We start from the raw sequence: 15,837 nt of genomic DNA, 5'->3' as shown, positions 1-15,837 counted from the left end.
AACGGAGTTTTTTTTATTATAACAATTTTCTTACTTCGTTTTTAATAACGTCAATAGCAGTTTCTGTGGGTGGTAATTTTTTAGAATATTCAATTAAAACTTCTTCTCTTAAATTATTGGCAGAAGTAGCTTTTTCTGCTATTTGGTTTAATTTATTAGTTACAGCATTTTTAGAAGCGTAAATAGCTGTCCAACTATCTTCTGATATATAAATTTGCTGTACTAAATTATGCTCAAACTCTTGATTTATATTTGCAATTAATAAATCTAAATAATCTTTTGTATCTGTAGAAATTGGTGGAATTCTCATTAACATTTTCACAGGGTTTATACGCTCGCAAAACAACAACATACGTTCATAAGCTTGTAATTTTATAGGTAAAGAATCTTTCTTTTTTTGAGCTAAAAGTTCTATTTTTCTCTCTGAGTTTTGCTGTTTTAAAAAACCGTTAAACATGTAATAAGCAACAAAACCAGTTACTGCAGCAGGTAAAATATATGCAATGCTTTCTAAGATTTTATCTTCCATTTTAAAGTAGGTTAGAGAGTTGTAAATATAAAATACCAATTAAAATAGCCAAACCAAAACTTAATAAAGTTCCAATTAAAATGTATTCTGTTAATTTTCTGTCTTTAGACTCTGTTAAATCTCCAAATCTAAAAACTGATTTTGCTGCTAATAAAAAACCAATAGCTTCCCAATGATTAGTAATAACAAAAACAAATACAAAAAGACGTTCTAAAATACCAATATAGCGTCCTGCTTTAGCTAAAGAATCATCATTTTCTTTTTTACTTTCAGGATTCCATTGTGTAATAAAAACTTTTATAATAATTGGAGAAACACTTGTAATTAGAAGAATTGAAATGATTAGTAATAAAGTTTTATCTGTAAAAAAAGTATCAAAAGAAAAGCTAGATTTGGTATATAATATTGATGTAAAAACTAACATTAAAACATGCAAAACTTGGTCTATAAAAAACCAGCTTCTTTTATTTTTTTTCTTTTGATAGGTAAGTTTTAAAACATCAATTATATAATGAGAGGTTGTTATGATGATTAAACCTAACCAATATTGCTGAATATTAAATTTTATAAATAGTAAGAGAAGAATAGTGTGAATGCCAATATGTATGTATAATTTAGGAGATTTAATTTTTTTTTGTTCTTTGTCTTTTACCCATTTTTCTGATTGAAAAACAAAATCTCCTAAAACATGTGCCAATAAAAATTTTAGAAATAATAACATTTTATAGTCCTTTTCTTAGTTGTATTAATTCTCTGAAATGCTTGTCTAGCTTCATAACTTGTTCAAAACCAGCTCTTTTTTGACGTTCACTAACTCTGCCTTGTGTAATACCTAGAATAGCAGCAATTTCTTTTTGTGTAGCTGTTTCATTTTCTAAAGATGTTTTAAAAACTTCAGCAGAATTTACGGTCCAATTATCCATGGTTAGTAAAGCTAAATCAAAAGCAATATTTAGTTCTTTATCAATTTCTTGCCAAGGACTTTTAATGGCTAAATTTTGTTTTTTTAAGTAATTATCAAAAGCAAAGCCAGAGTTTATAAATGCTTCTCCATTAGATTCTGTAATTTTGTCAGTATCAAATTCTTTTTTGCCAATTCCAATTCCAATTCTAACATCAACACCATCTATCATTTTTATAATTGATTTTATCTTCAGAGCTGATAAGAAAGCGTTTTGGCAATCTTTTATTTCTAATTGAAAACTATCTCCTCTATAAATTTGCCAATATTTTGGAGATTCTCCAAAATATGTTAATGTTTCTTTTAGCGCTTTTAGCCATAAATCATCTTTGCTTTTTCTAGAGTTTATAATATCGCCAGTTAAAATACTTGTCATTAATAATTGTATTTAATTACAAATATATCATTTATTCATTAAATAATCAAAATTATCTGTCTATGGACAGATAATTTAATTTATCTGCCTATAGACAGATATTTAATTTTATCTGTCTGAGAGCAGATAAATAAAAATGATTTTGTATTAGTTGATTTTAAAATTTTGTGATATCATTAATAACTCTGTGAATAAAAAATATAAATCTGTACGTAAAAAATGAAGTAGTTTAAGTAATTTCACACTTTAAATTCTTTCAACAAAAAATCTATTGAATACTTATTTAAATTCTTTAAACGAGGCCCAAAAAGCAGCAGTTCTTCAAAAAGACGGGCCAATGATTATTATTGCAGGTGCTGGCTCTGGAAAAACACGAGTATTAACCTATAGAATTGCACATTTAATGCAACAAGGTGTAGATGCTTTTAATATTCTTTCCTTAACTTTTACCAACAAAGCTGCAAGAGAAATGAAAGCAAGAATTGCTGGAGTTGTAGGTGCAAGTGAAGCTAAAAACCTGTGGATGGGAACATTTCACTCAGTTTTTGCAAGGATTTTGCGCTCAGAAGCAGACAAATTAGGGTTTCCATCAAACTTTACAATTTACGATACACAAGATTCAGTTCGTTTAATTACAGCAATTATTAAAGAAATGAATTTAGATAAAGAAAGATATAAGCCTAAGCAGATTTTAGGTAGAATTTCATCTTTTAAAAATAGTTTAATTACAGTAAGAGCCTATTTTAATAGCTCTGATTTACAAGAGGCAGACTTACATGCAAGCAGACCAAAAGTAGGTGATATTTATAAAGAGTATGTAGACAGATGTTTTAAATCTGGCGCCATGGATTTTGATGATTTGTTGTTGCGCACAAATGAGTTATTGGCTCGTTTTCCAGAGTCTTTGGCAAAATACCAAGATCGTTTTAAATATATTATGGTAGATGAGTATCAAGATACAAATCATTCACAATATATTATTGTTCGCGCTTTGGCTGATAAATTTGGAAATATTTGTGTGGTTGGTGATGATTCTCAAAGTATTTATAGTTTTAGAGGTGCAAATATTCAGAATATTTTAAATTTTCAGAAAGATTATCCTGATGTAAAAACCTTTAAATTAGAGCAGAATTACCGTTCAACAAAAAATATTGTAAACGCTGCAAATTCTGTTATTGCAAGAAATAAAACCAAATTAGATAAAGAGGTTTGGACATCAAACGATTCTGGAGATTCTATAAACGTCATGCGTACCATTTCAGATGGAGAAGAAGGGCGTTTTGTGGCACAATCTATTTGGGAAAATCAGATGAATCATCAATTAGATTCTGATAATTTTTGTATTTTATATAGAACAAATTCTCAATCTAGAGCCATAGAAGATGCTTTAAGAAAAAAAGGAATTGATTATAAAATTTATGGAGGAATTTCCTTTTATCAACGAAAAGAAATTAAAGACATATTGTCTTATTTACGCATTTTAATCAATCCAAATGATGAAGAAGCTTTAAAAAGAATTATCAATTATCCAGCAAGAGGGATTGGAGCAACAACCATTGATAAGTTAACAATAGCTGCAAATCATTATAAAAAATCAATTTTTGAAATTATAAAATATATTGATAAAATCGATTTAAAAATAAATTCTGGAACTAAAAATAAGTTACAGAATTTTTCAAACATGATTTTACGTTTACAAATAGAAAGTCAAACAAAAAATGCATTTGAAATTGCTGAAATTGTGGTGAAACAAACACAATTAATTAAAGATTTAGAAAAAGACGGAACACCAGAAGCGGTAAGTAAAGTTGAAAATGTACAAGAATTGTTGAACGGAATTAAAGATTTTATTACTGATAAAATTGAGGAAGGAGAAGACGCATCATTAACCACATTTTTAGAAGACGTTGCTTTGGCTACAGATTTTGATGCAAAAAAAGATGATGATAAACCAAGTGTGTCTTTAATGACCATTCATCAATCTAAAGGGTTAGAATATCCTTACGTTTATATTGTTGGTTTAGAAGAAAATTTATTCCCTTCTGCCATGAGTATGAATACCAGAAGTGAGCTAGAAGAAGAACGTAGACTATTTTATGTTGCGCTTACAAGAGCAGAAAAAGTAGCCTATTTAAGTTACGCACAAACACGTTATAGATGGGGTAAATTGGTTGATGCTGAGCCAAGTAGGTTTTTAGAAGAAATAGATGATCAATATTTATTTTATATTACACCTAAAAAACCAGAACCTTCTGTAAATAATTTTTTAGACAAGAGTATTTTTAGTGATGCTCCCAAAAAAATTCGTTTTCAAAAACCAATTCAGCGTAAAAAAATAGAGAGAGATTTAGCAAAGAAAAAAGAAATTATAATTCCTAAAAACTTAAAAAAAGTTTCTCAAGCAACCTCAAAAACCAATTTATTTGATGGGCATATTGTAGTTGGTAATATTGTAGAACATAATAGATTTGGTAGAGGAGAAGTACTTGCTTTAGAAGGGAATGGACCCAATAAAAAAGCTGAAATTAAATTTGGTACTGTTGGTAAGAAAAAGTTATTGCTTCAGTTTGCTAAATTAAAAGTGATTGGATAAAACGTTTAAAATTAAATAAGTTTCATAATTCATTATTGGTAATAATTATTTATTTTGCAACGTTAAATAACTACAAAGAAAATAGTTTAATTCTTGATACTTAAAACTTTCAAGAATACTTCACTAAAATATAATAAATGACATTCGATTTAGAATACAATTCAGAAAGAACATTAATGATTATACCAGAATATGGTAGACATATTCAAAAATTAGTAGATCATTGTATTGCTCTTGAAACAAAAGAAGAACGTGATAAAATGGCAAAAGCAATTGTAGATGTAATGGGTAATTTACAGCCACATTTACGTGATGTTCCAGACTTTAAACATAAATTGTGGGATCAATTATATATTATGTCGGAATTTAAGTTAGATGTAGAGTCTCCTTATCCGCAGCCATCTAAAGAAGAATTGCAAGAAAAACCAGAGCCTTTGGCATACCCAAAATCAGCATCAAGATATCGTTATTATGGTAACAATATTCAAACCATGATAGATATTGCTTTAAGTTGGGATGAAGGTGATAAAAAAGAAGCATTAGTTTTTACAATAGCTAATCATATGAAAAAATGCTATTTAAATTGGAATAAAGATACGGTAGATGATGCAGTAATTTTTAAACATTTATATGATCTTTCTGATGGAAAAATAGATTTAAGAGATTCTGAAGAAGCGCTTTCTGAAAGTAAAAATCTTTTAAGAAAAAGAAGTTCTCAAGGCCAGAACAATAGCAAAAATTATAAAAAATCGCAGCATAATAATCAACACAAAAATAGAAAAAGATAAAAGTCAATGGCATCATTTAAAATAGAAGGAGGGCATAAGTTAAATGGAACAATAACTCCACAAGGAGCAAAAAATGAAGTATTACAAATTTTGTGTGCAGTATTATTAACTCCTGAAAAAGTAATAGTTAATAATGTTCCTGATATTATTGATGTAAATAAATTAATTTTTATTCTTGGAAAATTAGGAGTTAAAATAGAAAAATTGAGTAAAAATTCTTACTCATTTCAGGCTGATGATTTAAACCTAAATTATTTAGAATCAGATGATTTTAAAAAAGACGGAAGTTCATTACGTGGGTCGATAATGATTGTTGGGCCGCTTTTAGCTCGTTTTGGAAGAGGCTATATTCCAAGACCTGGAGGAGATAAAATAGGTAGAAGAAGATTAGACACTCATTTTGAGGGGTTTATAAGGCTTGGTGCAAAGTTTAGATATAATAAAGAAGAGCACTTTTATGGAGTAGAGGCAGATGAGTTATTTGGTGTAGAAATGTTGTTAGATGAAGCTTCTGTAACAGGTACAGCAAATATTTTAATGGCATCAGTTTTAGCAACCGGAACTACAAAAATTTATAATGCTGCTTGCGAACCATATATTCAGCAATTATGTAAAATGTTGAATTCAATGGGGGCAAATATATCTGGAGTTGGATCTAATTTATTAATTATAGAAGGTGTAAAATCACTTGGTGGTTGTACGCATAGAGTTTTACCAGATATGATTGAAATTGGCTCTTGGATTGGTGTTGCGGTAATGACACGTTCAGAATTAACCATAAAAGATGTTAGTTATGACAACCTTGGTCAAATTCCAAACGTATTTAAAAAATTAGGAATTCAGTTCGAGAGAAGAGGAGATGATATTTATATTCCTGAACAAGAATCTTATGAAATTCAAAACTATATTGATGGTTCTGTTTTAACAGTTGCAGATGCACCTTGGCCAGGTTTTACACCAGATTTATTAAGTATTATTTTAGTAATAGCAACTCAAGCAAAAGGTACAGTTTTAATACATCAAAAAATGTTTGAAAGTCGCTTATTTTTTGTTGATAAATTAATTGATATGGGAGCAAAAGTAATTTTGTGTGATCCTCATAGAGCTACTGTTATCGGACAAGACTTTAAAACGCCATTAAAGGCAACAAAAATGACATCACCAGATATTAGAGCAGGAATTTCATTATTAATTGCAGCTTTATCTGCAGACGGAACAAGTATTATTAATAATATTGAGCAAATTGATAGAGGTTATGAGGATATTGAAGCAAGATTAAAATCTATCGGAGCTCATATTGAAAGAATTGTAGAATAAGAAAAATTAGTTTATTTAAAGAAAATTAGACAAATTGAAGATAAATTTTTTGTCATTTGGTTTCTTGATAAAATATAAAAATAGTGTCAGTTTGACACTATTTTTTTGTTGGCAACATTTTTGCAAATAAATTGTACACAATTTAACGATTACAAAGAAATGAGTAAGAAAGAAGATATAAAAGAAGAAGAAATTATAAAAGAGCAAGAAACTTCTCAAGTTGAAGAAAATCAAGAAGTTGAAGTAGAAGTTGTAAAAGAAGAACCAACATCAGAAGAATTAATTCAGGCTGAAAAAGATAAGTTTTTACGTTTATTTGCTGAGTTCGAAAACTATAAAAAAAGAACAACAAGAGAAAGAATTGAGTTGTTTAAAACTGCAGGGCAAGAATTAATGACATCTTTACTGCCAGTTGTAGATGATTTTGAACGCGCTTTGACACATATTGAAGAAGACAAAGAAGCAGAAGAATTAAGAAAAGGTGTATTGTTAATTTATCAGAAATTTTACAACACTTTAGAGCAAAAAGGATTGTCTAAAATTGAAACAAATACAGGAGATACTTTTGATGCAGAAATACATGAAGCAATAACACAAATTCCTGCTCCATCAGAAGATTTAAAAGGAAAAGTAATTGACTGTGTAGAAAAAGGATACAAATTAGGAGATAAAATTATTCGTTACCCAAAAGTGGTAATCGGACAATAATTAAGTAAATCAGTAAGCAATTAATAACTGTTTTAATTGCTAGTTGAATACTGCAAATGAAATAAAATGGCAAAACAAGATTATTACGAAACTTTAGGCATTTCTAAATCTGCTTCACAAGCTGAAATAAAAAAAGGGTATAGAAAAATGGCAATTAAATATCATCCAGATAAAAATCCAGATGATAAAACTGCTGAAGAAAACTTTAAAAAAGCGGCTGAAGCATATGAGGTTTTAGGTGACGAAAATAAAAAAGCACGTTATGATCAATATGGTCATGCTGCTTTTGATGGTCCACAAGGTGGCGGTGGTTTTGGCGGCGGCGGAATGAACATGGATGATATCTTTAGTCAATTTGGAGATATTTTTGGCGGTGGTTTTGGAGGCGGCTTTGGTGGCGGTGGTCAAAGACAAGCAAGAGTAAAAGGAAGTAATATGCGTATTCGCGTAAAATTAACTTTAGAAGAAATAGCCAAAGGAGTAGAGAAGAAAGTAAAAGTTCGTAGAAAAGTTCAAGCAGATGGTGTAAGATATAAAACCTGTACAACTTGTAATGGTTCTGGTCAGCAAATGCGAGTAACAAATACAATTTTAGGTAGAATGCAAACGGCAACTACTTGTGGTACTTGTTCTGGAGCAGGAGAAATTATTAGTTCTAAACCAAATGGAGCAGATGCGCAAGGTTTAATTGTAAAAGAAGAAACTGTGCCAATTAATATTCCTGCAGGTGTAACTGAAGGTGTTCAATTAAAAGTAGGAGGTAAAGGAAATGATGCTCCAGGTAAAAATTCAATTTCAGGAGATTTACTAGTTTTAATTGAAGAAATTCAACATGAAACTTTAAAAAGAGAAGGTACAAATATTCATTATGACTTGTATATTAATTTTTCTGAAGCAGTTTTAGGAACAAATAAAGAAGTCGAAACTGTAACAGGTAAAGTAAAAATTAAGATAGATGCTGGTACTCAATCAGGTAAAATTTTACGTTTAAAAGGAAAAGGTTTACCAAGTATAGAACGTTATGGAACAGGAGATTTTTTAATCCATATTAATGTTTGGACACCACAAGAATTAAATAAAGAGCAAAAAGCATTTTTTGAGAAAATGTCAGAGGATGATAATTTTTCGCCAAATCCGAATACTTCAGATAAATCTTTTTTTGAAAAGGTTAAAGATATGTTTTCTTAAATATATTTTTTATAAAAATATTGCCACTCAAATTTATATTTGAGTGGTTTTTTATTTATAAAGATTTACTTTTGCAAAATTAAAAGCAGACTTATCTTATCGACTTATTTTTTAATAAGTAGGAAAGTCCGGACACCATAGAGTAATCATAGCGGATAACATCCGTCCAGCGTAAGTTGAGGACCAGTGCAACAGAAAGAATGTACAGTTAGGCTGTAGTGAAACCAGGTAAACTCTATGAGGTGCAATGCCATGTAAATTAGAGTTTGAGGGCTACTCGCTCGATTCTAAAGGGTAGGCAGATAGATTCTAAGAGTAATTTTAGAACTAGATAAATGATAAGAACTTTTTAAGTTACAGAATTCGGCTTATTAGTCTGCTTTTTTATTTATGATATATTCATAAAAACTTCTAAAACGTTCCTTTTTGTTGTTTTTTTTTCAGTATTTTTCTAAATAACTTTTATTTATTTAATAATTGCTCCAATCTATTATTTATCTTTTAAAATTGATATTAAAAATGTAGTTTTGTAGAACAAAAGTTAATAAAAATAAATATTTTTTGTTTTTTACTTTTAGCAATAATCAAAAAACTTAACAGTAATAAAAATTTCCTTTATGAATACTTATAAAGATTACATCAAGCAGATTGAAGAACGAAAAGAAAATGGTCTTCATCCACAACCAATTGATGGAGCTGAATTAACAAGTGCTTTAATTGAACAAATTAAAGATATAGATAACGAATATAGAGAAGAATCTCTTAACTTCTTTATTTATAACATTTTACCAGGTACTACTAGTGCTGCTGTTGTTAAGGCAAAGTTTTTAAAAGAAATCATTTTAGGTGAAACGGTTGTAAAAGAAATTACTCCAACTTTTGCTTTTGAGCAATTATCTCATATGAAAGGTGGGCCTTCAATTGAAGTATTGTTAGATTTAGCTTTAGGAAATGATGAAACTATTGCAATTGAAGCAGCTAAAGTGTTAAAAACACAAGTATTTTTATATGAGGCTGATACAGAAAAATTAGAAAACGCATTTAAAGCTGGTAATGCTATCGCCAAAGAATTATTAGAAAGCTATTCTAAAGCAGAGTTCTTTACAAAGTTACCAGAAGTAGATGAAGAAATAGAAATTGTAACATTTGTAGCAGGAGTAGGTGATATTTCTACAGATTTATTATCTCCTGGAGCTGATGCTCATTCTCGTTCCGATAGAGAGTTGCATGGACAGTCTATGTTTGAGCATAATAAAGAAATGCAACAAGAATTATTGGCTTTAAAAGAAAAACACCCAGATAAGCGTGTTATGTTAATTGCTGATAAAGGAACAATGGGAGTTGGTTCTTCAAGAATGTCCGGTGTAAATAACGTTGCTTTATGGACAGGAGTTCCTTTTAGTCCATATGTACCATTTATTAACTATGCACCAGTTATTGCCGGTACTAATGGTATTGCACCAATTTTCTTAACAACTGTTGGTGTAACGGGTGGTATTGGTATCGACTTAAAAAACTGGGTAAAGCAAAAAGATGCTGACGGTAACACGATTGTTGATGAAGATGGAGAAGCAATCTTAAAAGAAGAGTATTCTGTAGCTACGGGTACAATTCTTACTATAAATACAAAAACAAAGAAATTATATAAAGGAGACAAAGAGTTAAAAGATATTTCTACAGCTTTAACACCGCCAAAAATGGAGTTTATTAAAGCTGGAGGTTCTTATGCTGTTGTTTTTGGTAAAAAATTACAAACATTTGCTTGTAAAGTTTTAGAAATAGATGTTCCTCAAGTATATGCAGCTTCAAAAGAAGTTTCTATAGAAGGGCAGGGGTTAACTGCTGTTGAGAAAATTTTTAATAGAAATGCAGTAGGAACAACTCCTGGTAAAATTTTACATGCGGGTTCTAACGTTAGAGTAGAAGTAAATATTGTAGGTTCTCAAGATACTACAGGATTAATGACTTCTCAAGAATTAGAGATGATGGCTGCTACAGTAATTTCTCCAATTGTTGATTGTGGATACCAATCAGGATGTCATACAGCGTCTGTATGGGATGATAAGTCAAAAGCTAACATTCCAAGATTAATGAAATTTATGAATGACTTTGGATTAGTTACTGCACGTGACCCTAAAGGAAAATATCATGCAATGACAGATGTAATTCATAAAGTATTAAATGATTTAGCTGTAGATGATTGGGATGTAATTATAGGTGGAGATTCGCATACACGTATGGCAAAAGGAGTTGCCTTTGGAGCCGATTCAGGTACTGTCGCCTTAGCATTAGCAACAGGTGAAGCTACGATGCCTATTCCAGAATCTGTAAAGGTTACTTTTAAAGGTGAAATGAAACCATATATGGATTTCCGTGATGTGGTTCATGCTACTCAAGAACAAATGTTAAATCAATTTGATGGAGAAAATGTTTTCCAAGGAAAAATTATTGAAGTACATATTGGTACTTTAACTTCTGATCAAGCATTTACATTTACAGATTGGACTGCTGAAATGAAAGCAAAAGCATCTATCTGTATTTCTGAAGATGAAACTTTAATAGAGTCATTAGAAATCTCTAGAGATCGTATTCAAATTATGATTGATAAAGGGATGGATAACCCAAAGCAAGATCTTAAAGGATTAGTTGATAAAGCTAATAGTCGTATCATAGAAATTAAAACAGGAACTAAATCGGCGTTAAAACCAGATGCAGATGCGAAGTATTATGCAGATGTTGTTATTGATTTAGATAAGATTGTTGAGCCTATGATTGCTGATCCAGATGTAAATAATGAAGATGTATCTAAGCGTTACACACATGATAATATACAACCATTATCTTTCTACGGAGGAACAAAGAAAGTAGATTTAGGGTTTATAGGTTCTTGTATGATCCATAAAGGAGATATGCAGATCTTAGCTCAAATGTTAAAGAACATTGAAGAGCAACATGGTAAAGTAGAGTTTAAAGCTCCTTTAGTTGTTGCACCACCAACATACAATATTGTTGATGAGTTAAAAGAAGAAGGAGATTGGGAAATATTAGTTAAATATTCTGGTTTCGAATTTGATGATAACGCACCAAAAGGTTTAGCACGTACTAAATATGAGAACATGTTATATTTAGAGCGTCCAGGTTGTAATTTATGTATGGGTAACCAAGAAAAAGCTGAAGCTGGAGATACTGTTATGGCAACTTCTACTCGTTTATTCCAAGGTCGTGTAGTAAGAGATACAGATGAGAAAAAAGGAGAATCTTTATTATCTTCTACACCAGTTGTAGTATTGTCTACAATATTGGGTAGAACTCCAACAATAGAAGAATATCAAGCTGCCGTTAAAGGTATTGTATTAACTAAATTCAAACCTTCTACAAAGAAGTTAGTAAGCTAATATTTGTTTGAAATTATAATTCTAAAGCCCAAGTTTTTACTTGGGTTTTTTTGTTTTTATTAAAGTTGATTTTAATTTTTAAATGTTTTGTTAATCAAGCAAATTATAATTTAATTAAAGCAGATGATATTTTTAATTTCTTAGATTTAATAGAGTTTTCACTAGGTGAAACTTTAATTATAGAAGCGGTTCATACAGATGGTATTAAAGATTAATTTAGCGAAAATCTGATATATAATAAAAGTAAGATTGATTGGTATAATGAATGCTCTGCTTTAAATTTAATTAAAAAGAAAAATGCTTCATAAACTTTATAATTTTATATTAACTTCTGATGAATTTCAGTAGTTATTTTTGTAAGTATTATTTAAAATTTTAGACTTAAGTAATAATCGTTTAAATTTTATTAATCATGAAAAATTTATGGTTTTTTGATAATGTAAATCTATTTAACCTTTTATGTCCACATAAATTTAAAAACTATAAAAAATGCCATGCTTTTGATTCATATAATAAAAGTGATTATATATACTTTGAAGAAGATGCAGCCAATAAAGTTTTCTTAATAGAAAAAGGAAAAATAAAGTTGGGTTACTATACTGAGGATGGTACTGAAGTTGTGAAAGCTATTCTTTCTAAAGGCGAATTATTTGGAGAAAAAGCAATTTTAGGAGAAGAAAAGAGAAATGAATTTGCGCAATCCTTAGACAATTCAACATCTATCTGTCCTATTGGAGTTAATGTATTACACGATTTAATGAGAGATAATAAAACATTTAGTTTAAAAATATATAAATTTTTAGGCTTACGTTTTAAAAAATTAGAAAGAAGGTTGCAATTAATTCTATTTAAGGATACTAGAACACGTTTTTTAGAGTTTATGAAAGAATTATGTGAAGAGTATGGTTATGATTGTGAAAAAACTGGAGATAAAGTAATTAAACATCCTTATACTCAAAAAGACATAGCCTCTTTAATTGGTACATCTAGATCTAACCTAAATGTATTAATGAACGAATTAAAAGAAGAAAATATTATCAATTTTAATAGAAAAGAAATAAGATTACTTTAAAATAAATCTTAAGTGTTCGCTAGCTAACATTTAGTTATATTTTATCAATCTAAATTTGTAGTTAAATAATAATAAACAACAATAAGATGAAAAAAGTTTTAAAATTAGCATATTTATGTGCAACAATTGTTTTTTTTGCTTCATGTAATGACAGTGAAAATTTACCAACAACAAGTAATTTAACAATAGATTTAACAGGTTTAGAAGAATTAGGTTCAGAATTTGTATACGAAGGATGGTTAATTGTTGATGGGGCACCAGTAAGTACAGGTACTTTTTCTAGTGTAGTATTTCCTCAAACATATTCAGTTGATATTAATGCTTTAAACTCAGCAACAGATTTTGTATTATCTATAGAACCAGCAGTAGATTCTGATCCAGCGCCAGCATCAACAAAAATTTTATCAGGAGCATTTTCAGGAACTTCTGCAACATTAAGTTCAGATAATATAGTTGTATCAGAAACGAGTACAATTAATACTTTAGGAGAATCTTGGGGTAAATATATATTAGCAACGCCAACTGATAGTGATGATACAAATGAAGAAAGTGGAGTTTGGTTTTTAGATAATTCTGATACAGCAGGAGCTGTAGCTGGATTAGGTTTACCAACTTTAACAGATGGATGGAAATATGAAGGTTGGGTAGTTTTAGATGGAACGCCTGTAAGTACAGGAACTTTTACAAGTCCAGAAGAAGCAGATGATAATGCAGCAACTTCTCCTTATAAAGGAACAGAAGGTGATGGGCCAGCTTTTCCGGGTGAAGATTATTTAATAGGTTCGGCTGCTGGCGTAGATTTTCCAACAGATTTAAAAGGAGCAACAATTGTAATTTCTGTAGAACCTAGCCCAGATAATAGTGATGCACCTTTTACATTAAAGCCTTTAGCACATGTTGTACCATCTGAAGCAATGAATCATACAGTTATTACAATGGGCGCAGGACCCCTAGCAGAATTAACAGGTAGTGTTACTAGATAGATGTTATCTCTTTATAAAAATTAAAAAAGGGTACTAAACCAAAAAGTGTGTAAGTACAGTTATTCTGTAATTTTTCTAGGGCAATCTTAAAATTGCTCCATGAGGAAAAATTACGGAAATAACTTTACGATTAAATAATCACTAAATTTATAAACACACTTTTATTATGAAACCAGAAGATTTATTAAACGATGATTTTTTAAAACAATTTAAAACAGGTTCAGAACTTACCAGTTTTATAGAACAACTCCATAAGCGAGGAGTAGAAAAAATTTTAGAAGGTGAATTAGATGCTCATTTAGAGTACGATAAGCATCAAAAGAGTAACAATCCTAATTCACGAAATGGTTATGGAACCAAGACCATAAAGACTCATTTAGGAGAAACACAAATTCAAGTTCCAAGAGATAGAGATTCTACATTCAATCCAATGCTAATTAAAAAGCGAGAGAGTACAGCAGATGGTGTTGAAAATATCATTATCTCTTTGTATGCCAAAGGAATGAGTACCACAGATATTGAAGAACAAATACGATAATTATATAACTATAACATCTCTAGTTCAACAATTTCTAGAATCACAGATAAAGTTACTTCTGATATTATTGCTTGGAAAAATAGGCCTTTAGAAGCCTGCTATCTCATTGTATGGATGGACGGAATTGTTTTTAAAGTAAGAGAAAATTCCAAAGTCATAAACAAAACCATTTACATTGCTGTTGGATTAAGAGTTGATGGAAAAAAAGAAGTTTTAGGACTTTGGTTAGGCAAAAACGAATCTTCCTCTTTTTGGATGACTGTTTTAACCGATATAAAAGCCAGAGGAACACAAGATATATTAATTACTGCTACTGATAATTTAAACGGATTCACAGATACCATTAAAACCGTTTTTCCAAATTCGACCACTCAAATATGTGTAGTGCATCAAATTAGAAATTCTTGTAGATATGTGGTTTGGAAGGATAAAAAAGCTTTTACAAAAGATATGAAGCAAATCTATACAGCTCCAACAAAAGAAGCTGCTAAAGCTGCTCTAAAAGATTTTAAAAAAACATGGAACTCTAAATATTCTTATGCTATTAAATCTTGGGAAAATAATTGGGATGAACTCACTGTTTTCTTCGATTTTCCACTAGAAATTAGAACGATTATTTACACCACTAATTTAATAGAAAACCTAAATGGGAAAATTAGAAAATACACTAAAAACAAACTCTCTTACCCTACAGATGACGCAGTAATTAAATCTGTATTTTTAGCTTTAAGAGAATCTACAAAAAAATGGACGATGCCCATTAGAAATTGGGGCATTATTTTAAACCAATTTTTGGCTATATTTGAAAACAGGATTAAATTATGAAAAATCTAATCCTGTAATTTTTAACTTACACACTTTGTGGGAAAGTGTCTAAAAAAGCAAGAATAAATATTTTTATTCTTGCTTTTAGTATTTAAAAAAAATGCCCAACATAATACTAAATTAATATTGGGCACCAACTAACCAACCAGTTGTTTTATTTTATATTAATTTTTACAGGCATTCTATAAATTTCTCCTTTTTTTGTTCCCTTAACATTTACTTTTTTGTAATTTAATTTAGTTTTAATGTAAGAGTTAAATTCTTTTTCTTTTGAATCAACTGAAAAAACTATTAGCTCATTTTTATTATTAACCATAAATGAAATTTCTGCTGATGAAGTGCTTTTTAAAACTAAAGGAATATTTTTTCCAATTAAAGAAATAATTTCAGATCTTAATTCTTTTGTTATTTTCGTAGGTTTTTTTTCTGTAGCGTTTATAGAAAATACTGTTGATAAACTAATTGCTAAAATTGCGATAATAGATTTTAAATTTCTCATAATAAATGTTTTAAGTTAAATGTGTATATGATAAAGACGGCTTATTTTAAAAAACGTTTCAGATA

General features: G+C 29.6%; 13 protein-coding genes, 1 other RNA gene and 1 pseudogene. 11 read left to right on the top strand and 4 right to left on the bottom strand.

Features of this window, described 5'->3' with window-relative positions:
- Positions 1–16: 16 nt before the first annotated feature.
- Genes Q0733_RS00965 through Q0733_RS00955 form a run of 3 tightly spaced genes read right to left on the bottom strand, consistent with a single transcriptional unit; the run spans position 17 to position 1,866 of the window.
- Complete coding sequence (locus Q0733_RS00965; RefSeq protein WP_298777825.1) at positions 17–529, bottom strand: hypothetical protein; 513 nt, start codon at positions 527–529, stop codon at positions 17–19.
- Between the two features lies 1 nt (position 530).
- Complete coding sequence (locus Q0733_RS00960; RefSeq protein WP_298777823.1) at positions 531–1,250, bottom strand: DUF3307 domain-containing protein; 720 nt, start codon at positions 1,248–1,250, stop codon at positions 531–533.
- A gap of 1 nt (position 1,251) precedes the next feature.
- Positions 1,252–1,866 (bottom strand): SatD family protein, encoded by a 615-nt coding sequence (locus Q0733_RS00955; RefSeq protein ID WP_298777820.1) that lies wholly within the window; start codon positions 1,864–1,866, stop codon positions 1,252–1,254.
- Between the two features lie 271 nt (positions 1,867–2,137).
- Between Q0733_RS00955 and Q0733_RS00950 the strand changes: the two genes are divergently transcribed.
- The 11 genes and pseudogenes from Q0733_RS00950 to Q0733_RS00900 all read left to right on the top strand — a co-directional run bounded on the left by Q0733_RS00950 (position 2,138) and on the right by Q0733_RS00900 (position 15,273).
- Positions 2,138–4,459 (top strand): ATP-dependent helicase, encoded by a 2,322-nt coding sequence (locus tag Q0733_RS00950; protein ID WP_298777817.1) that lies wholly within the window; start codon positions 2,138–2,140, stop codon positions 4,457–4,459.
- A gap of 137 nt (positions 4,460–4,596) precedes the next feature.
- Complete coding sequence (locus Q0733_RS00945) at positions 4,597–5,247, top strand: DUF4290 domain-containing protein (RefSeq protein WP_298777814.1); 651 nt, start codon at positions 4,597–4,599, stop codon at positions 5,245–5,247.
- A gap of 6 nt (positions 5,248–5,253) precedes the next feature.
- The gene (gene murA / locus Q0733_RS00940) at positions 5,254–6,564 is read left to right on the top strand and encodes a UDP-N-acetylglucosamine 1-carboxyvinyltransferase (RefSeq protein ID WP_298777812.1); all 1,311 of its coding nucleotides are present in this window, start codon (positions 5,254–5,256) and stop codon (positions 6,562–6,564) included.
- Between the two features lie 159 nt (positions 6,565–6,723).
- Positions 6,724–7,272 (top strand): nucleotide exchange factor GrpE, encoded by a 549-nt coding sequence (locus Q0733_RS00935; RefSeq protein WP_298777808.1) that lies wholly within the window; start codon positions 6,724–6,726, stop codon positions 7,270–7,272.
- A gap of 66 nt (positions 7,273–7,338) precedes the next feature.
- Positions 7,339–8,460, top strand: coding sequence for a molecular chaperone DnaJ (gene dnaJ / locus Q0733_RS00930; protein ID WP_298777803.1), 1,122 nt, complete (start codon positions 7,339–7,341; stop codon positions 8,458–8,460).
- Positions 8,461–8,542: 82 nt separating this feature from the next.
- Positions 8,543–8,847, top strand: an RNA gene (gene rnpB, locus Q0733_RS00925) — RNase P RNA component class A.
- Between the two features lie 230 nt (positions 8,848–9,077).
- A complete protein-coding gene (locus Q0733_RS00920) occupies positions 9,078–11,855 on the top strand; it encodes a bifunctional aconitate hydratase 2/2-methylisocitrate dehydratase (RefSeq protein WP_298777801.1) in 2,778 nt (925 codons plus the stop codon).
- A gap of 65 nt (positions 11,856–11,920) precedes the next feature.
- A complete protein-coding gene (locus tag Q0733_RS00915) occupies positions 11,921–12,070 on the top strand; it encodes a hypothetical protein (RefSeq protein ID WP_298777798.1) in 150 nt (49 codons plus the stop codon).
- 197 nt (positions 12,071–12,267) lie between these two features.
- Positions 12,268–12,927 carry a Crp/Fnr family transcriptional regulator gene (locus tag Q0733_RS00910; RefSeq protein WP_298777797.1) on the top strand — a complete coding sequence of 220 codons (660 nt, stop codon included), beginning with the start codon at positions 12,268–12,270 and terminating at the stop codon, positions 12,925–12,927.
- Positions 12,928–13,013: 86 nt separating this feature from the next.
- Positions 13,014–13,910, top strand: a complete 897-nt coding sequence (locus Q0733_RS00905) for an anti-sigma factor (RefSeq protein WP_298777796.1) — start codon at positions 13,014–13,016, stop codon at positions 13,908–13,910.
- A gap of 166 nt (positions 13,911–14,076) precedes the next feature.
- Positions 14,077–15,273 (top strand): annotated as a pseudogene (locus Q0733_RS00900) (IS256 family transposase).
- 154 nt (positions 15,274–15,427) lie between these two features.
- On the opposite strand, the gene Q0733_RS00895 reads toward Q0733_RS00900, so the two are convergent.
- Entirely contained in the window at positions 15,428–15,772 is a 345-nt protein-coding gene (locus tag Q0733_RS00895) for a hypothetical protein (protein ID WP_298777794.1), read from the bottom strand.
- Positions 15,773–15,837 lie beyond the last annotated feature (65 nt).

It is taken from the genome of uncultured Polaribacter sp. (genome assembly GCF_947500975.1).
GTDB lineage: Bacteria > Bacteroidota > Bacteroidia > Flavobacteriales > Flavobacteriaceae > Polaribacter.
The sequence above is the reverse complement of the archived record's forward strand: the minus strand, read 5'-3'. Positions and strand labels throughout refer to the sequence as shown.

Bases quoted from the DNA above. Each gene is read 5' to 3' on its own strand.
- Q0733_RS00955 (WP_298777820.1), bottom strand. From the start codon at position 1,866: ATGACAAGTATTTTAACTGGCGATATTATAAACTCTAGAAAAAGCAAA.
- Q0733_RS00920 (WP_298777801.1), top strand. From the start codon at position 9,078: ATGAATACTTATAAAGATTACATCAAGCAGATTGAAGAACGAAAAGAA.
- Q0733_RS00935 (WP_298777808.1), top strand. From the start codon at position 6,724: ATGAGTAAGAAAGAAGATATAAAAGAAGAAGAAATTATAAAAGAGCAA.
- Q0733_RS00895 (WP_298777794.1), bottom strand. From the start codon at position 15,772: ATGAGAAATTTAAAATCTATTATCGCAATTTTAGCAATTAGTTTATCA.
- Q0733_RS00960 (WP_298777823.1), bottom strand. From the start codon at position 1,250: ATGTTATTATTTCTAAAATTTTTATTGGCACATGTTTTAGGAGATTTT.
- dnaJ (WP_298777803.1), top strand. From the start codon at position 7,339: ATGGCAAAACAAGATTATTACGAAACTTTAGGCATTTCTAAATCTGCT.
- murA (WP_298777812.1), top strand. From the start codon at position 5,254: ATGGCATCATTTAAAATAGAAGGAGGGCATAAGTTAAATGGAACAATA.
- Q0733_RS00910 (WP_298777797.1), top strand. From the start codon at position 12,268: ATGAAAAATTTATGGTTTTTTGATAATGTAAATCTATTTAACCTTTTA.
- Q0733_RS00965 (WP_298777825.1), bottom strand. From the start codon at position 529: ATGGAAGATAAAATCTTAGAAAGCATTGCATATATTTTACCTGCTGCA.
- Q0733_RS00945 (WP_298777814.1), top strand. From the start codon at position 4,597: ATGACATTCGATTTAGAATACAATTCAGAAAGAACATTAATGATTATA.
- Q0733_RS00905 (WP_298777796.1), top strand. From the start codon at position 13,014: ATGAAAAAAGTTTTAAAATTAGCATATTTATGTGCAACAATTGTTTTT.